General features: G+C 39.5%; 27 protein-coding genes and 1 rRNA gene. 10 read left to right on the forward strand and 18 right to left on the reverse strand.

Features of this window, described 5'->3' with window-relative positions; translation table 11 throughout:
- Nucleotides 1–80, reverse strand: a 16S ribosomal RNA gene (locus tag ACRRMM_RS17860); the annotation flags it as partial.
- 377 nt (nucleotides 81–457) lie between these two features.
- Between ACRRMM_RS17860 and pdaB the strand changes: the two genes are divergently transcribed.
- Complete coding sequence (gene pdaB, locus ACRRMM_RS17865) at nucleotides 458–1,222, forward strand: polysaccharide deacetylase family sporulation protein PdaB (protein WP_017366469.1); 765 nt, start codon at nucleotides 458–460, stop codon at nucleotides 1,220–1,222.
- Here the strand turns inward: pdaB and ACRRMM_RS17870 are convergent.
- Nucleotides 1,215–1,817, reverse strand: a complete 603-nt coding sequence (locus ACRRMM_RS17870; RefSeq protein ID WP_017366468.1) for a KinB-signaling pathway activation protein — start codon at nucleotides 1,815–1,817, stop codon at nucleotides 1,215–1,217. The two genes, pdaB and ACRRMM_RS17870, sit on opposite strands and share 8 nt — an antisense overlap.
- Before the next feature lie 90 nt (nucleotides 1,818–1,907).
- Between ACRRMM_RS17870 and gerD the strand changes: the two genes are divergently transcribed.
- The gene (gene gerD / locus ACRRMM_RS17875; RefSeq protein WP_017359176.1) at nucleotides 1,908–2,486 is read left to right on the forward strand and encodes a spore germination lipoprotein GerD; all 579 of its coding nucleotides are present in this window, start codon (nucleotides 1,908–1,910) and stop codon (nucleotides 2,484–2,486) included.
- A gap of 38 nt (nucleotides 2,487–2,524) precedes the next feature.
- On the opposite strand, the gene ACRRMM_RS17880 is transcribed toward gerD, so the two are convergent.
- The 3 genes from ACRRMM_RS17880 to ACRRMM_RS17890 all read right to left on the reverse strand — a co-directional run bounded on the left by ACRRMM_RS17880 (nucleotide 2,525) and on the right by ACRRMM_RS17890 (nucleotide 4,902).
- Nucleotides 2,525–3,583, reverse strand: a complete 1,059-nt coding sequence (locus tag ACRRMM_RS17880) for an Mrp/NBP35 family ATP-binding protein (RefSeq protein WP_008345199.1) — start codon at nucleotides 3,581–3,583, stop codon at nucleotides 2,525–2,527.
- A 103-nt stretch (nucleotides 3,584–3,686) separates the two neighbouring features.
- Complete coding sequence (cwlD, locus tag ACRRMM_RS17885) at nucleotides 3,687–4,400, reverse strand: N-acetylmuramoyl-L-alanine amidase CwlD (RefSeq protein WP_017359175.1); 714 nt, start codon at nucleotides 4,398–4,400, stop codon at nucleotides 3,687–3,689.
- A gap of 58 nt (nucleotides 4,401–4,458) precedes the next feature.
- Nucleotides 4,459–4,902: a YbaK family protein gene (locus ACRRMM_RS17890; protein ID WP_058214432.1), complete on the reverse strand. Its 444-nt coding sequence runs from the start codon at nucleotides 4,900–4,902 to the stop codon at nucleotides 4,459–4,461.
- A 148-nt stretch (nucleotides 4,903–5,050) separates the two neighbouring features.
- On the opposite strand from ACRRMM_RS17890, the gene ACRRMM_RS17895 reads away from it, so the two are divergent.
- The gene (locus tag ACRRMM_RS17895) at nucleotides 5,051–5,623 is read left to right on the forward strand and encodes a DUF4825 domain-containing protein (RefSeq protein WP_428828741.1); all 573 of its coding nucleotides are present in this window, start codon (nucleotides 5,051–5,053) and stop codon (nucleotides 5,621–5,623) included.
- Nucleotides 5,624–5,651: 28 nt separating this feature from the next.
- Here the strand turns inward: ACRRMM_RS17895 and ACRRMM_RS17900 are convergent, their stop codons facing one another.
- The 6 genes from ACRRMM_RS17900 to ACRRMM_RS17925 all read right to left on the reverse strand — a co-directional run bounded on the left by ACRRMM_RS17900 (nucleotide 5,652) and on the right by ACRRMM_RS17925 (nucleotide 13,799).
- The gene (locus tag ACRRMM_RS17900) at nucleotides 5,652–6,125 is read right to left on the reverse strand and encodes a GNAT family N-acetyltransferase (protein ID WP_108611657.1); all 474 of its coding nucleotides are present in this window, start codon (nucleotides 6,123–6,125) and stop codon (nucleotides 5,652–5,654) included.
- A gap of 36 nt (nucleotides 6,126–6,161) precedes the next feature.
- The gene (locus ACRRMM_RS17905; RefSeq protein ID WP_428828740.1) at nucleotides 6,162–6,908 is read right to left on the reverse strand and encodes an amidohydrolase family protein; all 747 of its coding nucleotides are present in this window, start codon (nucleotides 6,906–6,908) and stop codon (nucleotides 6,162–6,164) included.
- A 97-nt stretch (nucleotides 6,909–7,005) separates the two neighbouring features.
- Nucleotides 7,006–7,530 (reverse strand): GNAT family N-acetyltransferase, encoded by a 525-nt coding sequence (locus ACRRMM_RS17910; protein ID WP_268414311.1) that lies wholly within the window; start codon nucleotides 7,528–7,530, stop codon nucleotides 7,006–7,008.
- A 349-nt stretch (nucleotides 7,531–7,879) separates the two neighbouring features.
- Nucleotides 7,880–12,223 carry an Eco57I restriction-modification methylase domain-containing protein gene (locus ACRRMM_RS17915; protein WP_428828739.1) on the reverse strand — a complete coding sequence of 1,448 codons (4,344 nt, stop codon included), beginning with the start codon at nucleotides 12,221–12,223 and terminating at the stop codon, nucleotides 7,880–7,882.
- Nucleotides 12,223–12,960: an N-6 DNA methylase gene (locus tag ACRRMM_RS17920; RefSeq protein WP_268414314.1), complete on the reverse strand. Its 738-nt coding sequence runs from the start codon at nucleotides 12,958–12,960 to the stop codon at nucleotides 12,223–12,225. The genes ACRRMM_RS17915 and ACRRMM_RS17920 overlap by 1 nt, the downstream gene beginning before the upstream one ends.
- Before the next feature lie 164 nt (nucleotides 12,961–13,124).
- A complete protein-coding gene (locus ACRRMM_RS17925; protein WP_268414315.1) occupies nucleotides 13,125–13,799 on the reverse strand; it encodes a hypothetical protein in 675 nt (224 codons plus the stop codon).
- A gap of 270 nt (nucleotides 13,800–14,069) precedes the next feature.
- Here ACRRMM_RS17925 and ACRRMM_RS17930 point away from each other — a divergent pair, with 270 nt between their 5' ends.
- The 7 genes from ACRRMM_RS17930 (at nucleotide 14,070) to ACRRMM_RS17960 (ending at nucleotide 18,706) form a co-directional block, all read left to right on the forward strand.
- Nucleotides 14,070–14,354: a hypothetical protein gene (locus ACRRMM_RS17930; RefSeq protein ID WP_268414316.1), complete on the forward strand. Its 285-nt coding sequence runs from the start codon at nucleotides 14,070–14,072 to the stop codon at nucleotides 14,352–14,354.
- 97 nt (nucleotides 14,355–14,451) lie between these two features.
- Complete coding sequence (locus ACRRMM_RS17935) at nucleotides 14,452–15,756, forward strand: FtsK/SpoIIIE domain-containing protein (protein ID WP_268414317.1); 1,305 nt, start codon at nucleotides 14,452–14,454, stop codon at nucleotides 15,754–15,756.
- A 223-nt stretch (nucleotides 15,757–15,979) separates the two neighbouring features.
- Nucleotides 15,980–16,471, forward strand: a complete 492-nt coding sequence (locus ACRRMM_RS17940) for a hypothetical protein (protein WP_268414319.1) — start codon at nucleotides 15,980–15,982, stop codon at nucleotides 16,469–16,471.
- Between the two features lie 177 nt (nucleotides 16,472–16,648).
- A complete protein-coding gene (locus ACRRMM_RS17945) occupies nucleotides 16,649–17,143 on the forward strand; it encodes a hypothetical protein (protein ID WP_268414321.1) in 495 nt (164 codons plus the stop codon).
- 1 nt (nucleotide 17,144) lies between these two features.
- The gene (locus ACRRMM_RS17950; RefSeq protein ID WP_268414322.1) at nucleotides 17,145–17,354 is read left to right on the forward strand and encodes a hypothetical protein; all 210 of its coding nucleotides are present in this window, start codon (nucleotides 17,145–17,147) and stop codon (nucleotides 17,352–17,354) included.
- A 310-nt stretch (nucleotides 17,355–17,664) separates the two neighbouring features.
- Nucleotides 17,665–18,249: a phage integrase SAM-like domain-containing protein gene (locus ACRRMM_RS17955; protein ID WP_428828738.1), complete on the forward strand. Its 585-nt coding sequence runs from the start codon at nucleotides 17,665–17,667 to the stop codon at nucleotides 18,247–18,249.
- A 7-nt stretch (nucleotides 18,250–18,256) separates the two neighbouring features.
- The gene (locus tag ACRRMM_RS17960; protein WP_428828737.1) at nucleotides 18,257–18,706 is read left to right on the forward strand and encodes a site-specific integrase; all 450 of its coding nucleotides are present in this window, start codon (nucleotides 18,257–18,259) and stop codon (nucleotides 18,704–18,706) included.
- Between the two features lie 68 nt (nucleotides 18,707–18,774).
- On the opposite strand, the gene rpsI is transcribed toward ACRRMM_RS17960, so the two are convergent.
- The 7 genes from rpsI to rplQ all read right to left on the reverse strand — a co-directional run bounded on the left by rpsI (nucleotide 18,775) and on the right by rplQ (nucleotide 23,513).
- Nucleotides 18,775–19,167 (reverse strand): 30S ribosomal protein S9, encoded by a 393-nt coding sequence (gene rpsI / locus ACRRMM_RS17965; protein WP_007496354.1) that lies wholly within the window; start codon nucleotides 19,165–19,167, stop codon nucleotides 18,775–18,777.
- A 20-nt stretch (nucleotides 19,168–19,187) separates the two neighbouring features.
- Complete coding sequence (gene rplM / locus ACRRMM_RS17970; protein ID WP_003217042.1) at nucleotides 19,188–19,625, reverse strand: 50S ribosomal protein L13; 438 nt, start codon at nucleotides 19,623–19,625, stop codon at nucleotides 19,188–19,190.
- A 164-nt stretch (nucleotides 19,626–19,789) separates the two neighbouring features.
- The gene (gene truA, locus ACRRMM_RS17975; protein ID WP_035389137.1) at nucleotides 19,790–20,533 is read right to left on the reverse strand and encodes a tRNA pseudouridine(38-40) synthase TruA; all 744 of its coding nucleotides are present in this window, start codon (nucleotides 20,531–20,533) and stop codon (nucleotides 19,790–19,792) included.
- A gap of 11 nt (nucleotides 20,534–20,544) precedes the next feature.
- On the reverse strand, nucleotides 20,545–21,342 hold the full coding sequence (locus ACRRMM_RS17980; RefSeq protein ID WP_007496348.1) for an energy-coupling factor transporter transmembrane component T family protein: 798 nt from the start codon (nucleotides 21,340–21,342) through the stop codon (nucleotides 20,545–20,547).
- Nucleotides 21,339–22,208: an energy-coupling factor ABC transporter ATP-binding protein gene (locus ACRRMM_RS17985; protein WP_428828736.1), complete on the reverse strand. Its 870-nt coding sequence runs from the start codon at nucleotides 22,206–22,208 to the stop codon at nucleotides 21,339–21,341. The genes ACRRMM_RS17980 and ACRRMM_RS17985 overlap by 4 nt, the downstream gene beginning before the upstream one ends.
- Nucleotides 22,184–23,026, reverse strand: coding sequence for an energy-coupling factor ABC transporter ATP-binding protein (locus ACRRMM_RS17990; RefSeq protein WP_008345218.1), 843 nt, complete (start codon nucleotides 23,024–23,026; stop codon nucleotides 22,184–22,186). Before ACRRMM_RS17990 ends, ACRRMM_RS17985 begins: the two co-directional genes overlap by 25 nt.
- Before the next feature lie 124 nt (nucleotides 23,027–23,150).
- The gene (gene rplQ / locus ACRRMM_RS17995; RefSeq protein ID WP_003216944.1) at nucleotides 23,151–23,513 is read right to left on the reverse strand and encodes a 50S ribosomal protein L17; all 363 of its coding nucleotides are present in this window, start codon (nucleotides 23,511–23,513) and stop codon (nucleotides 23,151–23,153) included.
- Nucleotides 23,514–23,561: the final 48 nt, after the last annotated feature.

Here is a 23,561-nt window from a genome sequence, read left to right on the forward strand (position 1 = left end):
CTCCCTTCTGTCCGCTCGACTTGCATGTATTAGGCACGCCGCCAGCGTTCGTCCTGAGCCAGGATCAAACTCTCCGAAAAAGTACAAAACCGAAGTTTTGTTTTTCGTCAGCGTTTGACTGACTACCTATGATGTATCATAGGATTTTTTTATAAAAACTCGAATTAACAGGTACGTTTTGTCTTGTTTAGTTTTCAAAGATCATCTTCGCCGTTCTTAGCGGCTTTAATAATATAACATTTCGCTTCATCTTATGTCAACAACTTTTTTTAAGTTTATTTCCCGAAGCGTTTGTGTTTGTCACTGTGTGTCAGCGACGATTAATAATATATCACGAAAACATTCTGTTGGTCAACGCCTTTTCAGAACTTTTTTTAAAATAGTTTTATTGTGCATGTTAAACCCTTGTCCTGCATACAATCAAGTAACAATCTTGGACAAGGCAGGAGTGTTTGAATTGAGTCGATTATATGTGTTGCCTATTAAACGGCTGAAGCAAGTAGTCATTATTCTTGTAGCAGCCCTTGCAGCTGCAACCTTTTTTTATGTACAAAAGGCACCGCCGCTGTCGGTATTTAAAACAGAACAAGGACCCCGAGCGATTTATAAAGGAGAGACCTCATCAAAACATGCATCCCTTACGTTTAATATTGGCTGGGGAGACGAGAAGGCTGTTCCTATTTTAAATGTCCTCCGAGAGTACGATATAAAGAACGCCACTTTCTTTCTGTCTGCTTCTTGGGCTGAGCGTCACCCGGATATTGTGAAAAGGATTAAAGAGGACGGCCATCAAATTGGCAGCCTTGGCTATGCATATAAAAATTATAGCCAGCTGGAAGAAAACGAAATTAAGCGTGATCTTGTCCGTGCACAAAATACATTCCAAAAGCTTGGACTGGAAGACATTCAATTATTAAGACCCCCAACTGGGCAATTTAATGAAACGGTATTGAAAATTGCAACACAGTATGGCTATACCGTTGTCCATTACAGCATCAATTCTCAAGATTGGCTGAACCCAGGCGTCGACCAGATTGTTCATAATGTAAATGATCGAATGAAAAGCGGAGACATCATTCTCCTTCACGCCTCAGATTCAGCCACCCAAACCGCTCAAGCCTTACCAGCCATTTTAAAACACTTAAAAGACAAGAATTTAAGAAACGTCACGGTTGGCGAGCTTATCTCTAATACAAAAACAAAGTCAACTGAGGTTAAGTAGCTTTTGCTTTTGAAAACCGCGGCATAGCTAACAACTGAAACGCATTACAACCTAATAGCGGGAATAGCATTAAATACAGCCAGTCCTCTTCATTGACTCTAAGCGCCGGAAACCATTCTAACGACGTGATCACGACCATGAGAAACATTGCAGAAACAAATGTTTTCTTAGAGGACTGCTGCTGTTTAAAATAAGACACGATCAATGCAAACACACCGATAAAAACAGGCAGCCACAAGTATGGAAGAAATGATTCATTCTCCCCGAAAAACAAAAACCGCAAATAAGCTAAATCAAACAGCACGAAAATCACAAGGAATAACTGAATGGTATTCCATAAAGAATGCGACCTGAAAATCTCCAGCGCAAACCGGTGCACTGTCAAAAAGACAACAAACCCCATCTGACTGATTACACTAAAGATCATCCCCACACCAATAAACCAAAATAACACAGACGCAATCTCTAAAATCTCAAACGATACAAACAGCTTCTGATATTTCCCCCACTCCAGCGCAAAACCTACCACGCTTGTAATGACCGCTCCAACAGCCAGCACAGAGAAGAAAAAACGAACTAAATCCCGACTTTTCATTGAATTGACCCAACCCCTATTTTTGTTATGTATAAATTCACGTGAAACATTCATATTAAAAGTAAGACATGTAACGAAAGGAGCCACAGTATGTCAAAAGGCATCTTGCGTATAATGAGCTGTTTTCTTCTTTTATCTCTAACAGCTTGTGCTCCCAAAACCCAATCCTCATCTAATATGGACTATGACGAAACGAAAAAAATGGTCGTCGATATTTTGAAAACAGATGACGGTAAAAAGGCCATTCAACAGTTATTAAATGACGAGGCAATGAATGAAGCTTTGGTAATGGATGAACAAACTGTGAAAAAAACAATAGAGAAAACACTGACTTCTGATAAAGGCAAAGAGTTCTGGAAGAAGGTCTTTGAGGATTCTAAATTTGCCGAGACTTTCGCAAAATCCATGCAGCAACAGCATGAAAAGATGTTAAAACAATTGATGAAGGACCCTGACTATCAACAGATGATGATGGATATTCTCAAGGATCCTGAAATGGAAAAGAAATACGGTGAACTGGTCAAAAGCAAAGAGTTCAGAAAGCACTTAGAGAAAGTTATTACAGAAACATTAAGCAGCCCTCTCTATAAGAAGAAATTCGAAGATGAGCTAAAAAAAGCAGTCTCTGAAAGCAGCAATGATTCCGGTTCACAAGGAAACGGCAGTTAAACATCACCCGAGTGGCACAAGGTCCACTCGGGCTTTCATTATGCTTTCACTGTTAATTGTTCAATGACTTTATTGGCAATGTGTTGATACACTTCCCCTGTCGGATGACTCGCATCATAGACGGAAGGTGCAAAATCGTCCTCATTCCAATCAGGCTGTCTTAAAGGGATTTGACCAAGGACTGATACTCGCAGCTCCTCCGCCAGCTTGTCCCCGCCGCCCTTTCCAAAGACATATTCCTTCTCACCTGTTTTTTTGCTTTCATAGTAACTCATATTCTCAACGACCCCTAGCACCTCGTGATCTGTTTGCAGTGCCATTGCGCCTGCTCTAGCAGCAACGAAAGCCGCTGTTGGATGCGGTGTTGTCACAATGATTTCTTTACAGCTCGGAAGCATCGTATGAATATCAAGTGCCACATCACCTGTTCCAGGCGGAAGGTCTAATAGTAAGTAATCTAATTCTCCCCACTCTACTTCGTGGAAGAAATTATTTAGCATTTTACCAAGCATCGGTCCTCTCCAAATGACCGGTGCGTTTTCTTCAACAAAAAAGCCCATTGAAATCACTTTGACGCCAAAGCGTTCCACAGGAATAATCTTTTCCCCTTTAACTGTCGGTCTGACGGTGATTCCCATCATATCCGGTACGCTAAAGCCGTAAATATCAGCATCGATCAGTCCCACTTTTTTCCCTAGACGAGCCAGTGCCACAGCCAGGTTAACGGAAACAGTTGATTTCCCAACTCCGCCTTTTCCACTCGCAATCGCTAAGAACACAGGCGGATTTTTAGAGTTGAGCAAATTTTCTTCCTCATCCTGTGACGGCATAAATTTTTCAAGCGTTTCTTGAGGCAGTTCTTCAAAACGAAGTCCTACAGTGTTCGCGCCCGCTGCTTTTAAAGCTTGTACGATGTCTTGCTGCAGCTTCATCTGCTCAGCAGTGCCTGTCTTGGCAATCGCCACTTTTAAGCTCACATGTTCTTTTTCAGGCTTTAGGCTGATTTCCTTGATGGCATCCAGCTCACCAAGCGGTATATGAAGGAAAGGTTCGTCCATCTTCCCAACTAGTTTTCTCACATCATCTTGTCCGATCATAGCAGAACCTCACCCTTTATTGAATTCGTTTACAATCCAAGTATATCATACATATCCTTACAATGTCTGTCCTCTTTGCCTGCGATAAACAGGAAAAAGCCCCTTATTCAGGCGGCTCTTTTTGCTCTGTTAAATATCTGAGAATGCCTTTATAAATTGAAGCAGCAATTTGATCCTGATATTTAGGAGTCGCCAGCTGACCAGCCTCTTTTGGATTCGATAAAAATCCTATTTCGACAAGCGCTCCTGGCTTCGTGACATTTTGCATTAAATAAATCCCATTGATTCGCTTCGCCTTGCGATCTGTGTTTTCAAGGTTGTTGCGCAATTCATCTTGAATGAACTTCGCTGCTTTTTCATTCTCTTCATACTTTCCGTAAAAAAACGTCTGGGCCCCGCTCCATTTGTTCGATGGGATCGCATTTAAATGTATGCTTAAATAGAGATCCGCTTCAGACTCATTGATGACTTTCACACGGTTTCTCAAATCCTCCGCTTTCTTTCGGGCATAACCCTTTGTATTCTTTGATGATAAATCAGAGTCATCCTCCCGGGTCATGAGAACAAGCGCTCCCTGCTCCTGCAAATAGTCTCTTATCTTCATGGACACATCCAGTGCAATCTCTTTTTCGAGCAGCTCGCCGCCAACAGCACCGCCATCTGGACCGCCGTGACCCGGATCTAAATAGATGATCTTGCCGCTCAAAGGCAAGTTCCACGATTTCCACGAATCATCATTTAGAAACTGAAATCTGAATAAGAATAAGAGGACAATAAACCCGATTAAAAACCCTGTCCATTTCAGCTTTCTTTTCATCCCTGTCCCTCCCATACACCATTATTTTATAGATATGGGACAAGGGCTGGAAATATGCTTAGTGCAGGCGAAGCTTATGCCTTTTTTCTGATTCCCGAAAGCCTTCCTGCCACCACTTACTTAAAAATTCCTTCGCAAATGGATACAGACACGACATCTTACGCTCCATTTGGAACATATTCCCCCACGATTGCAAACACCCTGCTAGCTCCTCAACCAGTTCATCTTCTTCATGAACTGACCGCTTTTTTATATCATCGAATGATTCACCATACTTACTAGACTCACCATATCTCCCACCTGCTAAAAAAGCCTCAATGGCGAAATCAATACAGCCATCACTCATAATCCCAGCTGGATCATCTGCAAATGGGAACAGCTTCTTCGTGAATTTCTCTGAAGCGACCGTCACCTGTTGAAGAGACAATGTACGCAACAGCTTCTTTTCAAGCGTGACATCTCGTTTTGTTTTCAATTGATAAAATGAAAGAACTTCTGCCATGGACTGAACTCCTTTTTTTCTTTGTATTGTTCGTTGGTTTGAACAAAACATGCAGTTCAGTAAATGGAAATCATGAAATAAGTGGTGGAAATGGGACCTTATGATATAATGAATTTTTATATAGAAAAAAGATAAAGGGGCAAAGTAAATGAAAAAGTGGATGTATATCCTACTACTAATGACAGTCATTCTATCCGCTTGCAGTAGTCAAGCCAGTGAGAAAGAAAGCGACATGAAAGGAATAGAAGACATTTCCTTAAAACAGCTTTCTAAGCACAAAAATTCTTATATTGGAGACAATGGAGCAGTCGGCGCTATTTTATCAGATCTTCCAGGTAACGTGATTCGCGAGTATGAAATCGTAGATGAAAAAGCGCTAAAAGTGACATACGGCGTGAAAGAAAATACCAATGATACAGAAGAACAGTTTGATTCATTTTGGTTTGATAAGAAGGATACCATTGAAAAAAACTACTTATATAATGCATTGGCACTTTTTATTCTTATCGATAACGTGGAGCAAGTGACACTCCAGATGAACGCTAAAGACGAGCCATCCGTCACGTTTAAAAGAAAACAGCTAGAAAAAAAGCTGCCTCACTCTTTTAAAGTGTACAAAGACGATACAGCGCTTTGGCAAAAGGAACTGGTTGATGGAGTTGTGAAGTCAAAAGATAAACGTCAAGATGTATACAAAGCGTTTCCGGTGAAACAATCATAAAAAGCAGAGGGATGCCACCTTCTGCTTTTTATTTGAAATCAAGCTGCAGCTTCATCCCATCATGCGTGGCTTCAAACCCTAATTTTTCATAAAAACAGCGTGCTTCTGGCCTCTGTTTGTCAGTTGTCAGCTGAATCATATGACACCCGCGGTCACTTGCGCGTTGAATAGCCCGTTTGATCAACAATGTGCCAATTCCTCTTCCTCTATGAGTCGAGGCTGTACGAACTCCTTCTATTGAAGCTCTCCATCCTCCTTGATACGTTAGAAATGGAGTCATTGTTAATTGGAGAACACCGACTACCTCTTCCCGATCACAAGCGACGATTAATTCAATATTGGGATCCGCTTCGATCGAATGAAAGGCATTGAGGTAGCTTTCTAATAATGGACGAGAGTAGCGTTCTCTCTTTTGGCCTAATTTGTCATCTGAAAGCATCAAAACGATGTTGTCGAGGTCTCCTTGGACGGCTTCTCTAAATGTCAATTGATTCAGATTCAATGAACACCCCTCCTATCACGGAATGGAAGCCTTTATTCATTTGCCAAAATACCAATTGATAGCGTTCTTATATAAAATTTTATCCGCTGCTTCCTCATCAAACATCTGTTGAATCAATTCAATATCACCGTATTCAAATGGCCGTTTCGCCCTTGTAGAGGGCAGGTCTGTACCAAACATCAGTGCATCAGGATTCGTTTGATAAATAGACGTCAATGCCTGTTCGACCTTTAAATCAACACGCCCAAAGCCAGTCGCTTTCACACGAACCCCTTTATCAACCAGCTTGAGCAAATGCGGCAAACCTTCTTCCGATAAGCCTAAATGATCAATCGAAACGGCCGGCAGCTGTTCAAGCGTTGATGAGATGTCAGGGAGATGCTTAGCGTCTATGTAAATCTCACTATGCCACCCAGCCAGCTCATACACCCTTCTCGCAAAACAGTCGAGCTTTGAAATATCCTCCGAACCGCCCCGCTTCACATTAAAACGTAAAGCCTTGACCCCATGTTGATCCAAATGAACAATCTCATCGTCAGTTGCTGTAAAAGGTAATTGTGTCACACCGCAAAAAGCCGGTCCCATTTCATCTAGTGCTTTCAACAAATAGCCTTGATCAAAGCCCTGAAATGACCCTGATACTATCGCTCCACCAATAACCCCCAGATCAGCCGTCTCTCTCCTATAATCATTCACCACATAACTCGGCGGTGTATATCCTTGGTTTTCTTGAATAGGAAAATCAAAATCAATGATATGAAAATGTGCATCAAAGATCCTCATGCCCACGCCCCTCTTCTGCTTATTTGACCTGATTATATCAATAGCGAAAGCCAAGGAATAATTGGAATGACGAATTACTTCATATCATGAAAACTTATCATTCCTTCTTTACAAACCATTCCTCTTGTAAGATGGCATAGTAAAACTCATCCCACCACTCATTTTCTTGTGGGATACACTGTTTAAAATATCCCTCTCTTCTCATCCCCATTTTCTCCATCACTCTCCATGACGGCACATTTTCAGGCTGACAAGTGGCAATGATTCGATGTAAATTCATTGTGTGAAAACCATGATGTAGGACAGCAAATGCAGCTTCTGATGCATAGCCTTTGTTTTGATATGCAGAGTTGAAGACCCAGCCAATTTCATATGTGTGCTCACCAAAGTAAGGATGAAACACGATATGCCCGATGCATGTATGATCTTCTTTTAATAGAACAGCAAAATTCTTGCCCGTCTCAAGACGATTATTTTTGACAAATTGCTGCGCCTCTTCTCTAGAAAAAACACCTTCTGGCATATACCTCATCACCACCGGATCAGATGTATATGCATAGACATCCTGCCAATCATCCTCAATAAACGGTCGAATGAGACATCTTTCTGTTGTTAGATTCATAAATGCCATCCCCCTTTAACATCATTTTTTAAACAGAAACCTGACTATGACCCTATTTTATATGTTTCCAGACAGAAAAAAACACAAATAAAAAAGCACCAGCAAGATGCTGATGCTTTTTTATATAGGGTTTGTCTGTACAAACCTTTGTAAAACGTCCATACAATATAATATTGATTAACGTTTTGAGAAATATACAAATAAATTTCATATATACTCAATCAAGCTCAATCCACCTATATCAATGCTTTGCTATTTTACTAATAGATAAAGACTGATAAAAAATGACTGAGATTGATAATAATTGAACCAATTTGAACCAAGATGCTAGTTGGATACATTAATATTTTCATTCCATTGCACTTACATTTTTTTCAATAAACTGTATTTCTTCATTACTGAGCCCGTATTTTTCATATAGTTGCTGATCAATTTCCTGAATAGTTCTTGACCAGTCAATATCAGAGCTATCAGTAAAGTTTTGACAAGGTACCTTAGCCCATTTATCTCTTGTATTGGCCTGAGTAATTTTTAAAATACTTAATATAGCTCTTGTAAATTTACATTTAATATATTTTAATGCTGATTCTGCTTCATTTCTATTCGAAAATCCACCAATTGATAGAAATGTCTCTGTCGCACCTACATTAGGTTCTAATACCAGTGGCGAACTAATTGGCTCGCCAAAAGTCCCGTTTCCATTTGCTTGCGGCATTATTACTTTAAATTCCGAAAAACTAGCCGGTGCATTTAAATATTTTTCATTCATCCAGTAATAAGTTCGCTTGCTATTTTCAAGCCCCAGTATTTTAACAAATCCATCTTGGTTCTTAGGAACTTCTTTATAAAAAATAATATCCTTTAAAATTTTGAACGCTCCAGAACCTATATCGTTTTTATGTCCCTGTGATTGCAATGTTTCTATTTCAGGATAGTCTTCATGAGCTAAAGGGGATAACTTATACACACCCCTACCCGATATATAACTATCTAATGTTTCTTTAGTTTTAACTGAAACTTTCTCAAGAATACCATTGAGCTCTTCGTATACTGAGAAGGTTCCAATTTCACCAAATTCTTTGTTAGTATCCCTATAGGTAATGACAATTCCACCTTTTATATCAGTATTAGGGAATACAATAGCACTGTCATTGAAATACTTTATAACTTTTAAATTTCTATCTGATAACATCTTCTTATTCCACGCTTTAGGTGTACTTCCTGCATTAAATAAAAATCTTGCTGGATGAATCATTTCTACCTTATCCGCTAATTTATAAGATTCCTCTAAAAATTTATGGTAAATCGGAGGAGCGTACGTCTTGTTTTCACCTATTGTTTCATCTTGATAGGGTGGATTTCCTATAACTACATCAAATTTCAAATTATCATCCCCAAAACTTTTATAGATCTCAGTGCTTAACTTTTCGTCACTAGCTAATTTCATTGTATCGAGTTCTAGAAGGTTTCTCGGCGAAACACCAATCATATTACTAAATATGAAATTTTTAACGATATTATAAATAATGTTACTAGGTGCACACGCGTATACTTGATTTTCAAGTATCCATTTAATCCGTTCTTGTTGATTTGGGATTTGTTCTTTCAAACCTACATCTAATTTCTTTACAATTTCTGTAATATACAAACCGCTTTTCACATATAAATCAGCAAACTTTTTAGTTTTGTCCTTGAATATGTTTGGATTCTCTTTTTCTAAGGCATCGACCATTAACTTCACAACTCGTCTAGGTGTAAATATTTGGTTCGTTTTTTGCGGCGGGATGTAATCAAAAATATCCTCTTCTAAACTTTCGTTGAAATAATTGGCTAAGCGTTTTCTTGTGTCTAAAAACTCTCGAATACTTGCATTAAACACAACTTCATTAAATAATCCTGGAATCGTTTTTTCTTCGCCATTATTATCTACATATTTAAAACCATCACGCAACTTTTTAAATTCTTCAATTGTAATACTTGTTAAATCCTTAAATGTTTCTTTATCAATATTTTCATCAAAGTTGGCTAATGTTGTATCATCATCGCCATATGCCATTAAAAATGCTGGAATTGTACGTGCAAATCCACGTAAATGATCTCGCACATCGTCTTCTGTCGTTTTCTTTTTCTTTTCTTCTACTTTTTCTATTTGTTCCTTTACAACCGTATGAATCGTTTCTTCAACTTTTTTATTTATTTCTTCCGTAAAGGTCTTTTCTATTTCCTTCTTCTTCTCTTCATATTGCTGTGTGACGACCTGTAACGCTTCCTCATTATTCGCCTGTTCAGCATCTTCTTTTTTCTGCTCATACTCACTTACTAATTCTTTGACTTGATTCTTCATTGTTAAATGTTTATCAGCTATCATTTCTTCTAAAGTCGTATGAATGGTTTTCTTTACGTCTTCCGTCTGGCCTTTATTTAATTTAAAGTCATCTTTCATTTTATCAAAGCCATCTGCAAATGATTTTGTGATATCTTCTGCCAAAGTCTTAATTGATTCTCTCTGTTTTTCTTCAGATTCGTCGATTGACTTAGCCACCTCTTCTATAACTTCAATCGGCGCATATATCTTTTCACCAAATATATCTTTCGATTTACCTACTACAACTTCTTTAGGTACTTCTACTTCTCCCTCCCCATTTAAATGCGGGTCTGTCACTTCAAGTTCACGAGGCTTCTCTAATCTTTTATTTTTCTCTGGCGGTATTTTATCAAGTATCTCTTTAAAAGGTGAATCTCCTGAAAAAATGCCTGCTATGTTAGCGAAAAGTAGGTTACTCATGAAACCTCTTTTAACTACTTCTCTTGAAGTAATACGCGTTGGAATTGTAAGTACTTCGGAAGCATTAATTTCATGCATTGTTCCGTCTTCATCTTCAGCAATTACAGGAAAAAAATTTAATAACTTTCTTATTTTATCTTTTCTTTCGCTGCTTGTTTTTGAACTACCACTAGTCAAATTATTCGCAAATTCATCATATAAGCGTAACGTTCTGTCAGGGGAGAAATCAAATATATATGCATTTTCCTTACGATATAATTTGCCGTCCTGTTCAAATTCATATGGATTTTGCGATCTAAATGCTGCTTGAAAGTACAAACTAGGCGATTCAATATTATTTAACATGAATACAGCTGTCCATTCGGGTATTGTCACACCTGTCGTCAATTGACCTACAGAAAGTGTAATTGTTTTATCATGTTTTTGTATTGCTTCACGGACTTTATCAAAACTTTTTGTGTTACCTTTCACATCCAGTGCTTCAGCTTCTAAATCCTCCTGAATACTAACCCCATCTCCTGCTGCAAGTACCACAGCGTATTCTTTAAATGTCGGATGGTTTTTTAAAAGTTTCTCTAATGCCTTAGCAGCTTTTACACGTGGAAGCAGCCAAAATGTATGATTTAGTTCACTTCGATATTGACTTTCAGAAAAAGGGAATTTCCCTGAAGACAAATTATCTAAGAACCTTCTGACACTGTCCTCATATTCAAATTGTCCATTGTCTTTCACGCGGAAAAATTCATTCAAGTCAAATGCATAATCTACATTTGTTTCATTTTCGATTTGTAAACCCGCTGTTAGTTCATCCTCTATCATTTTACTCATTTGATACGTAAATAAATTTAATGTTGGTAAGTTTTCATATGGATTACTTCCAACAGTCGGGTCCCAATTATCTTTAGCCTCCTGTTCATCTACATACGACCAATTAAAAATTTGTTCTTCATGAAATTTATTATTTGCTAATGCTTTAAATGGGGTTCCAGATAAATGCAATGTAAACTTCCTTTTAATCTGACTAAATGCCCTATCTGTCTTTTTAGTATCAATTCCCTCATGTGCTTCGTCTATCACCAAGACATCCCAGTTTAAACCAGCAACCCATTCTAATTTATCGTAGGGCCCACCCGCAAACTTTGCTCCTTTCAAATCTTGTAGAGATATAAATGCTATTTGCGATGGATTTGGATAAGTTGTCGTATCAATATGGTCAATGTACTGTTGTCTCGACATTGCTTTACCGCTTAATGCTTCCGTTTCAGAAACAAATTTCATTTGTGGTTCTTGCCATGCAATAAACTTTTGAAAATCATCGAACCATGAGTTGGCAATCGCTGGTCGATTCGTTACGATTAATACATTTGTAGTTTTTAAATTACGGATAAAATCATATGTAGTTAATGTTTTTCCAAAACGCGGCTTCGCGTTCCATAAAAACTCTTTCTCTTCATAATCCCTATGATAATATTCGAGTGTCTTTTCAACTGCTTGTTGTTGTTCGTTCCGTAATATATAATCAAATTTGTCATCCGAAATTTGTATTTCTTCGTAGTCGCGATTAATAAATTTGTCTGTCAATTCTTCAGCTTTTCCTAACGTCCCATTAAAATAGAACCATTCGTCCGCCCGACCGTTGAAATCCTTTCTCTTAATGCCATTCAATAGTAAAAAGCGATGTAATTCTTTGTCACGGAACCATTTACCATCTGACTTCCTAGCTAATTTTTCAAACAATATATCCGGTTTTAATCCTGCTGTTCCTACCTGTTCAAAAACTCTAGTGATGGCATCTCTCGTTGTATCTCCAATCTTCACATAGCCATTATGATTAGGAACTTCAGGCAAAGTGTAACCGTAAATTTTATATTCGATTTCTCCAAAAGGCTTAATGATCGTCTTATCCATCAAACTTCCTCCATTTCCTCTTTATAAACATCAGTTATTTTAACAGGTATATATTGCATTTCGTTTCGTTTATCTTCTATTTCTATATCTTCATCTAGAAAGTCAAAAATATCTATTTGCTCTGGTTCACTTTTTGGTTGCCGTAAAGCTTTACCATTTTCTTTTTGTATATTTTCATATATTTCATCAAGTGTGTATTCTGTTCTTTGAACTTTTATATTTTTAGTCGTTTTCCTTAAATTAATGGGTTTCCAATCACTGAATACCAATGGAGTACCGTCTACTGCCTTACGTGTTAAAAAGTTACCATTCCCAATATTTAGTGAGATAATCTTTTTAGCGCTATCCAATACTTTTTGATTCATTTTTCCATCATGATATTGAATTTGTTCTTTATAGCAGTCATAGTATTTTTGAAACATATTCATTACACATGTCTGCGCATTGTCCTCTAACAATTCAATTCCATAAAGCGTTGACAGAGCGAGTAATGAATAATTTTCATACTGAATTAAATCATTATTATATTCATCCGTTACCATATTTAATTTTCTATCGAGAATCTCTATTAAAAAGGCTCCCTCTCCCGCCGCGGGCTCCAAAAACGTTGCTGTGAGGTTTTCACAGGCTTCTTTAATCTCTGGTATATCTAGCATTTGAGTCACAATTCTTTTCGGAGTAAATACTTCACCGTGTTTTTGAACACGCACTTTGCTTTTTATTATTTTTTCCGTCAAAAAAACACCTCATATTGCACTCTATTTTAAACCACTCATAGTTCTCTGATTCCATTTTACCATAAAGTAAGAACTAAGAATTTTGTACTTCTTGCTAATTCATGGTCATTAATTTTTTCTTCAAAGGTTCTTATCGTTCTTGCATCTTTAAGCCATTAACCATACTATGCCTTTAAAAAACTCTCAGTTTTCTTCCGTTCTTTACTGTTGTGTATATGAATAATTTCCCCGTCACTGTCGTATTCCGGTGTGCCATATCCATGATCAAGTATATCAAAAGCCTCTTCTTCCACTTTTCTAATATCAATGAAGTCCTCTATAATTTTGCTTCTATTAATATATTTTCGCACATCGACTTTTTCATCATTAAAACTAACACTAAAATGATGGCCAAGTACTTCATCTATTATGAAATTCATCATTTCTTTTATTGATAAAGCCAATGATTCACCATTACTTTCTCCGCGTTGCTTATTTTGTTCACTTTTATATTTCTTTGAAACTCTTTGATTCGATAGAAGTCCCATACTTTCCCACTCTTCAAATAGAGGAACTGTATTCCTTAAATAGGCATGTTTGAGCTTTTTTTGTACAGTTTTGTCTTGAATCAGTTTCTCTATGTCACTTCTAAACCATTCATTATTGTACTGGTCAATAATCCTGCTTTTTATCTTTCTAGAATGCGTAGCGTTATATGCTCTGACCCAGTTGTTAAAAGATTGGCGGGTTATTACGTCATCTCTTTCATCTGTAATTTTACCGGTATTGTCCAATCCCTTATAACCTACCTCAGAATTAAACATATCAAGGATTTCATTTATTTGCACCTTCTCTTGCATCTCCATCACTCCCTTTCATAAAACTATACCATGTTATTAAAATTTGTACAGAGAACTGTGAATCTGCAATTCAGAGTAAAAGACTAATAAATCTTTATAAAACGGTTATCAGTAGCAATACTCGTGTTATGATGTAGTCACAAGGAAGGTCTCTCCATCCCTACCTTGATAAAATTTGTACAGAGAGGGCGATATACTCATATGAAGAAACTACGACAATTCAATAAGTTTGACTGTGAGGCTTTTTTCAAGGACAAGGACGTTCGAGTAATGGCTAAAGAAGCTTGGAACGAATACGAGGACGGAAAAATCATTAAGCAATTAGGGACAAGCTACAAATGTGTCATCGCATCAGATAACACAAAATACGCTGGCAATGACGTAGAACCAGACCTAAACGCCGGTGAGCAAATCAATGTTAAAGTTCCACAGCCTCCAAAAGACTTCAAAAAATTCAGCCGGATAACATTTGTGAATCCAACCGCTAGTGTGTATGGGTCATTCCAATCTGAATTAAGCGTCAAAGCTGATGACGTGGAAATTGTTCCAAAATAAGCTTGAACAGACAATGAACTTCGCTTTTTACGACAAATGATGGATGTGACCGCCCCCTTCTAAGGGGGCGGAATAATGGGATTAGGAACGTGTCTACATGAAGAAAACATATAGAATGCAACGAGGTATAATTTCATTTTCTCTCATTGGTTTTTCACTGCTTCTATGGTTGCTGTTTCACAAGTATTACCCGTTGATCACTGAAATGGTAACATTCGCAAAATTGCCTAACATTGATTCTAGGATCTTCCTGATACTCGCCAGCTCAATAATTACAAGTTTATTCATCTTTTGGTCATATCGCAATAAACTCTGGCGAGGCTTACCCTTTGCTCTTAGCTATTATTCGATTGTAAAACGACTCCGAAGGCAAATAAAAGACGCGCGCTTCGAAGGCGAACATGAATTTAACAATCAGTTAGTTAAACTTCCCAAGATAAAGATTGAATTCGAAAATAGCCACAGCCGAATGACCGGAAAAGTCTTTATACAAAATTCAATTAGATTCGATAGGAAGCTCGAAGACATTCGAATTGATTCCGCCCTAAAAGGATATGTAAGCGAACGCCAGTATTTATCACAAGACCGCAAATGGTATGTCTATGAGTTCTATGCAGTAAAAGCACAGAAACAGGTCGAGATTAAATCAGAAAACGAGTTAATTGAATGGACAAGCAAAACAGCAGATGACTATGAGTTACGTTTAGACGAGCGAGCAACTTTGCCGCTCCATCACTTAGCATTAGTAGGGCAAACCGGCTCCGGTAAATCCTTCTTTATACAAATGTTGATTAAACAAGTATTAGCAAAGAAGGTCAACCATGAATTTTATGTCGTTGATCCTAAACGAACTGATGTTTATTTCATGTCAAAACGCCTCATTGGAGCAAAACGCACAGCCGACAAGGGAAACGCAATTCAAATCATTGAAGCTTTCTACGAAAGGTATAAAGAAAGAAAAAATGAATTGGAAACCTTTTTCGAATCAACGAGCAATAAAACCTATAAGGATGCTGGTTTTCCTTCCTTAATTCTGCTCATTGATGAATTTGGTTCTTTAAAAGAATCCTGGAAAACCCTTCCCAAAAAAGAACGTGAGGAAGTTGAAAGTATGCTATCAGAAGTAACCTTTGAAGGAAGACAGTTAGGATGTCTTGTTTGGCTTGCAACCCAGCAGATGAATGCGCAAACAGTGCCATCAGCCATCAGAGAGCAACTAGTGATGAAGATTGCATTAGGAAGCAGCGGTGAGCAGACATACCGTACACTATTCGACTCTGGAGTGGATATACCACCCGTCCAATTTGGACCAGGGCAAGGTGTGTACAGCTATCCGGGCATAGTGGATGACGACAAACCACGATTGCTGATGGTTCCGTTCTGTAGTTTCATGATTGGATAACCATAGCTTTGCTTAAGGGACAGCTGCACGGGGAGCGGAAGGGGACCCGTCTTCCCAAGACGGGGTAAGGTTCCGCTCCGTGCCTCTCTCCTTTAGCAGAGCTGGCGTATTGGTAATCACGCCAGCTCCAGTCAGGAGCATAAAACAATGTAAAGCTTGTTTTTATAGGCTTTCACCAAGAAAAAACTTTACTTAAAGTTTTACAGAAAGGACGGTGGACAGCATGATTCAACCGGATATTGATCAATTTACGCTCGTATTACAGTCAAGAGACATTTTTGATTTTGATGAATGGCGTGAATGGGTTGCGAAAAATATGATTAATACATTTCTGATCAACTCAAAAATGCTTTCTCTATTTGATCGCTTCGATGAGTCTGATGTAAAACTTCCAGAAGGCTATAACGTTGGTTATTCATTTAATAATTCTCCGTTTTACTTCTGTATTGCCTATCACGAAGCTTTCTCCAAGATGGGTGTAATTGTAAAATTCAGCGCATACGCTTGGCATGAATATAGAAAGCGGTATGAAAAAGAATTCAATGAACCAATTCATTTACACACCTTTTTCAAGCTAATCGATTCCGATGACTATAGTTTTAGGCTTTCTCGGATTGACATATGCTGTGACTTCATCAATGAAAATATTGATATCGCCAAGTTAAAACGCTCGATTGAAGAAGGAAGGACGGAATTACGCTATGGCAAATACTAATCCAAGCTACTTGCAGAAGGTCATTGACGAAAACAAAGTAAAGCCTTACAGAAAAAACAACTCGAAAATTTCCGATGTCTCTAAGGACTTTCAAGCGCAAACACTATATATCGGAGCCAAAAGCCGCAATACTAAGGTTCATCTACGAATTTACGACAAAAAAGCGGAACAGTTATCATGAAATACCTTCGACATATCGCTAAAGAAGTTAATGATTGGACACGTGTCGAAGCAGAGTTCTCAGGAGAGTATGCACACCAGCTTACTGACGCAATTAAAGAATGCGGTACGGATGGACAGCTAAAAAACGTAATTGTTAGTTCTTTGATTGACCGCTATATGCTCTTTTACGTGAATTCGAATCGACCTCATAAGATGACTCGGTTAATGCTGGAATTACTAGATGATAAAGAATTTCATTTTGAATCACCATCTCCTCGCAATAACTTGTTGGAGCAATCTATAGACCACTTAATCAAAGGTTCTGGTCTCCTACCAACACTCTGGAAAGCACAACAAATCTGGGGAGATAACACATCACGCGAATTAATGGATTATTTGTATGGACGATTCGAAGAAGAATTCATACCAAACGATGATCACGTTTCTTGGATAAACAAATACAAAAATCTTTATTTAATTGAGGGAAAGCCTTGGGAGGAGAATGATTAATATGAGACTTGAAAGCATGATCCATGACTTGCAGCAGCTCAACAGCCAAATGAAAACAATTCAAGCATACGTTTACGCTAATCTCGGTAAAGTAAACAATTTCACAATGACTGACGAGGAATGTTTCAAAAAGTGCTACATCGAGTTCGCGTTATTTGAACAGCGACTACAAGATATGCTGCTTGAATTGAAAACGAAAAGTAAGTCTTAAGAAAGGGTTGAAGTAACTATGACCGACAATGCAACTTCAAGTGAATATCCATATCTTCTAACTAGAGAACAAGCTTCACGCTTTCTAGGGCTTCATCCGAATTCATTCGATAAATATATAAGGCAGCATGACTCCCTAAAACGATTTATGATCGGTCGACATGAACGCTACACTATTCAATCGCTAATTAACTTTATCGAAAACCAGTCTGTATAATTTAGCTGTAGTTGATAATATGCTAGTTTCAGAATACAATACATTTGTATTCAACTAGCATCTATCAACTATTCGCATGAAAGGAATTGATAGCATGGCTAGTATTGTAAAAAGAAGGAAATCCTACAGAGCGCAAGTATCTCTTTATAAGCACGGGAAGCACAGTAAAATCTCTAAGACGTTTCCAACAAAGAAAGAAGCCCAACTCTGGAGTTTAGAAATGGAATTGGCAAAGGGCGGTGGTAAAGAGCTTGCTCATAGAAACACTACTTTTGCTGACTTCTTCGAGAACTGGATTTATGTGGTGAAGATCAAAGATGTTAAAGAAACGACGTTCCAGAACTATACTCGTGCTCTAGGAGTAATCAGAAACCTGTTTAAAGACATTCAGTTAAAAGACTTGAATGATATTGTGGTTCAAAGCAAGATTGACGAATACGCAGAAACACACTCTCGAAAAACTACGCATGAAGTTCTTTTAAAAATTAGAACAGCATTACGTGATGCCTATGCACGTGGCTATATTACAAACGATTTTGCCGGCTTGTTAAAAACACGTGGAGTGAACCCACCAAAACGAAATAAGGCTCTATCTATTACTGACTTTAAGAAGCTCCGTAAATACGTTCTAGAGCATCCAGAGGACGGAATTCAACTTACTTGTACTCTTAGCCCTTGAAACAGGTATGAGACGCGGAGAACTGCTTGGTATGCGCCCAGAACACATCTACGAACATGGAATAAAAGTGAGACAATCAATCAGCCCGACATCTGACGATACCTCCCTTAAATCACCTAATGCTAAAAGGGATGTCTCAATAAATAAAGATGTATATGAGCTTATTCGTAAAATACCTATAAAAGAAAACGGCTATATATTTGGATTTGGTGGCTTCAAGCAGTCTGAACAATTAGCAGAACTTTTAGAGTCGCTAGGCATCGAGAGAACTACTTTCCATGGTTTAAGGGATACACATGCATCGTTTTTATTTGCACAGAACATTGATCTTGTATATGTCTCCAAACGATTAGGACACATCAACATTCAAACTACACAGAATTATTATCTGGAATTAATGCCAGAAAAAAAGCATCAGCAAGATGCCGATGCTTTAAATCTGTTAAGTTCTTTATGAGGTTCAAGCTGATTTGCGCCAACTTGAACCAAAAAACCTTTGTAAACGTTGATGCAATAAGGAATTGATTAACGTTTTGAGAACTGAGGTGCGCGACGTGCGCCTTTAAGACCGTATTTCTTACGCTCTTTCATACGAGAGTCACGAGTAAGAAGTCCAGCACGTTTAAGTGGTGTACGGTACTCAGGATCTACTTCTAGAAGAGCACGAGAGATACCGTGACGAATTGCTCCAGCTTGACCAGAGAATCCACCACCGTGAACATTTACAAGAACATCGTAGCTGTTAGCTGTTTCTGTGATGTTCAAAGGCTGTTTCACGTCTTCGATTAAAGCAGCGAATGGAATGTATTCAGTAATTTCACGATTATTAACGACGATACGGCCTTCACCTGGAACTAAGCGAACGCGCGCTACAGAACTTTTACGACGACCTGTACCGTAATATTGAACCTGTGCCAAATTGTTAACCTCCCTTATAATTAACCGCGAAGTTCGTAAACTTCAGGTTGTTGTGCTTGATGTGGATGCTCAGAACCACGGTACACATTTAATTTTTTGAACATTTGACGACCTAGTGGACCCTTTGGAAGCATACCTTTGATAGCAAGCTCCAACATTTTTTCAGGGTAGTTTGTACGCATCTCAAGAGCAGTTCTTTGTTTCAAACCACCTGGGTGCATCGTATGACGGTAGTAAATTTTGTCCGTCAATTTCTTACCTGTTAATTCAATTTTCTCAGCATTGATGATGATCACGTGATCACCTGTGTCAACGTGTGGTGTATAAGTTGGTTTGTGCTTACCGCGCAAAAGTGATGCTACTTCAGTAGAAAGACGACCTAGAGTCTTACCTGCCGCATCAACCACTAGCCATTTGCGCTCAATTGTGCTTGCGTTCGCCATTGGTGTTGTACGCATGAGTTTCCCTCCTAAATAAATCAATGAATTTTCCTGAATCAAATGCTACGTTCTATTTCAAAACACAGATAAGTCTTCCGGGGCTTATTTGTGGGGTTGAAATACATACCATATGATATCTTATAACTTTCTGCTTCCTGTGTCAAGAACATGTTACACCTGGTTTAGTTGTCATAGAAAACTTCCCATAAATACAGTCCGTGACTGGGCGCAGTCTTGCCTGCCGCTTCGCGATTTCGGGCGGCAAGCATGGCTTTTATCTCCTCAGGGTGAAATTTACCAGAACCAATTTCAAGTAACGTGCCGGCTATAATTCGCACCATGTTGTATAAAAAGCCATTCCCTCTCACACGCATTTCAAGCCCGTCTGAGACGTTTTTCCACTCAAGGGCGTAAATCTCCCTCACCTTGTCTTGAACCTCTGTATTGGCCGCACAAAAGCTTGTGAAATCGTGTGTGCCAATGAGGTGCCCAGCAGCTTCTCTCATTTTGTCGACATCCAGCGGATAAGGATAGTGACAGGCATACTGTCTCGTAAACACATTTTGGTGCGTTTCCGTTGAGACCCTATAACGGTACTCCTTCGACACAACACCAAATCTGGCATGAAACGACTCATCCACTTCTTCAGCCTTTAGAACACGAATGTCATCTGGCAGCAAGCTGTTGAGGGCAAACGGCCATCTCTCCATCGGGATGGCAAGCGGGGTGTCAAAATGGATGACCTGCCCCTTTGCGTGAACGCCACTGTCTGTCCGGCCAGAAGCCACAATCGGAATCAGTTCGTCTTGTTTATGCATTCTAGCAAGGGCAGATTCAATCTCCGTCTGAATGGTTCGCTGTCCTGGTTGCACTTGATACCCTTTAAAATGTGTCCCATCGTATGATACGGTACATTTTACTTTCATCTAGGCATCACCTAATTTCTAAGCAGCACAAGGAGTGCTGTTAACAGGATGAATAAAAGCAACGTGAACGTGTCTTTCATGCCCCAGACAAGCTGACGGTATTTCGTACGCCCTTCTCCCCCGCGGTAGCCTCTCGCTTCCATAGCGGTCGCCAATTCCTCCGCACGCTTAAACGCACTGACGAAAAGCGGGACAAGCAACGGAACAATCGCTTTTAAACGATCTTTCACGGGTCCGCTTGTAAAATCAACACCTCTTGCCATTTGTGCTTTCATGATTTTGTCTGTTTCTTCGAGTAAAGTCGGAATAAATCGAAGAGAGATAGACATCATAAGAGCAAGTTCATGAACAGGTAGCTTGATTTTACGGAAAGGATGCAGCAGCTTCTCCATACCGTCTGTCACTTCAATAGGCGTTGTGGTCAACGTCAGAAGTGTTGTCATCATGATGAGATAGACAAAACGGAGTGAAATGAAAATCCCCTGTTTTAGACCTTCTTCATAAATATTCAGAAAACCAAAGTGAAGGAGCAAAGCGCCATCCTTTGTCATGAAGATATGCAGAATAAAGGTAAACAGAACAATCCAAAGGATGGGTTTCATTCCTTTGAGAATAAAGTACAGCGGCACCTGAGACACCATCACCACAAGGATCGTAAAGACCCCTAAAAGCCCGTAAGTGATGTAGTTATTCGCAAAAAAGACAATAAAGACAAAAAAGAAAATTGATAACAGCTTTGTCCTTGGATCAAGACGATGGACAAAGGATGTACCTGGCACATATTTGCCGATAATCATACTATCCATCATGATGTCGTGTCCTCCTGATATAAAGCTGTTAAGGCTTCTGCCATTTCATCCATGGTCAGAAGCGGTCTTGGAAACGTCATCCCCAGCTTTTCTTCGACAGCCTGCTGGAATTTGATCGTTTCCGGGAGGTCCAGTCCGAAAGAAGACATGTCGGTACGATTGGCAAATAGCTCCCTCGGCGTACCTGTCGCTTTTACTGTTCCTTTGTGCATCACAATCATTTGATCCGCATAATGAGCGGCATCTTCCATACTGTGTGTCACAAGGATCGTCGTCAGGTTGGCTTTTTGATGAAGTTCATAGATCATGTCCATGATTTCTTTACGTCCGCGTGGATCTAATCCCGCAGTCGGCTCATCAAGCACAAGCACTTCTGGCTCCATCGCTAGAACACCTGCAATCGCCACACGTCTCATTTGACCACCACTTAGTTCAAAGGGAGATCGAGATAATAGGGATTCAGGAAGACCCACCAGTTTCAGCATCTCCTTCGCCTTCGCTTCTGCTTTCTCTTGAGGAACACCGAAGTTCATCGGGCCGAAGCAGATATCCTTGAGGATGGTTTCCTCAAAGAGCTGATGCTCAGGAAACTGAAACACGATGCCTACCTTTTTCCGGAGGGGTTTCATATCCTTCTGCTTTTTATTGGCTTGTAAAACTGTCTCTCCAAGCGCAATGCTCCCCTTTGTTGGTTTGAGCAGTCCATTTAAATGTTGCAGCAATGTCGACTTGCCGGAACCCGTATGACCGATGACAGCAACATAGCTGCCTTCTTTGATGGAAGCATTGACATCATACAAAGCGAGACGCTCAAACGGCGTTTTCATTTGATAACGATGCTCTAATTCTTTGATCGTAATGTCCATAGCTCTTTCACCAATCCTTCTTGTGTCAAATGGGCATTTGCAAGCGGCACACCTTGCTGCTTCAATTGCTTACTCAACCGGTAGGAAAATGGCAGATCAAGTCCAATCTGAACCAGCTGTTCATCTAGTTCAAATACTTCCTCTGGTGTTCCCTCGGCAAATTTCTTCCCGCCATTCATCACAATAACGCGGTCTGCCTTCGCAGCCTCGTCTAAATCATGTGTGATGGAAATGACCGTGACCGTTCCTTGTTCCTTCAGCAGTCTGACGGTTTCTAGCACTTCTTCACGGCCAATCGGATCAAGCATTGATGTTGCTTCATCCAAGATCATGATGTCAGGGCTTGCGGCAAGTACACCTGCGATTGCTACTCTCTGCTTTTGCCCGCCTGATAGATGGTGCGGCTCTTGATCAAGAAACTCCTGCATATTGACCTGTTTGACAGCCCAATCTACACGCTCTATCATCAATTCCCGCTCAACCCCGTTATTTTCTAAACCAAAAGCCACATCATCACGAACCGTTGAGCCAACGAATTGGTTGTCTGGGTTTTGAAAGACCATACCGACCTTTTTGCGAATATCCCAAACACTTTCTTCTTTCAGCTCAATCTCACCAACCTTGACCGTTCCTGCATCCGGTAAAATGAGCCCATTCAGTACACGGGCAAGTGTGGATTTACCTGAACCGTTGTGGCCAACAATGGCAAGCCATTCATTTTGATTCACATGCAATGACACTTGGTCTAAAGCGGGCTTGTCCGCATCTTTGTGATAACGAAATACAATGTCTTTTACGTCAATTAATGTCTTCTCCATCTCTACCGGACCTCCTCTCAGCTCAACCTCTACTTTGCCTATTGCTAAAAAGCCGTAGTATCTAAAAAAGGGCATAGATCCAGTTATGAACTGTCCCGCCCTTTCTTAGATACACGATATGTGATTAAACTAATTCAATGACAGCCATTGGTGCGCCATCGCCGCGACGAGGTCCAAGCTTCATGATACGAGTGTATCCACCTTGGCGATCTTCGTAGCGAGTTGCAACGTCAGCGAATAATTTTTGAAGTGCATCTTGGTTTGTTTCAGCGTTAGCTACTTCGTTACGAATGTAAGCTGCAGCTTGACGGCGAGCATGAAGATCTCCGCGTTTGCCAAGAGTGATCATTTTTTCAACTACAGAGCGAAGTTCTTTCGCACGTGTTTCAGTTGTTTCGATGCGTTCGTTGATGATCAAATCAGTCGTTAGGTCACGAAGCATTGCTTTACGTTGTGCACTAGTGCGTCCTAGCTTTCTGTATGCCATGTGATGTCCCCTCCTTAATTAGAGATGCTGTATGAATAAAAAACACAC

It is taken from the genome of Bacillus sp. XT-4, from assembly GCF_050864245.1.
Lineage (GTDB): Bacteria > Bacillota > Bacilli > Bacillales > Bacillaceae > Bacillus > Bacillus altitudinis.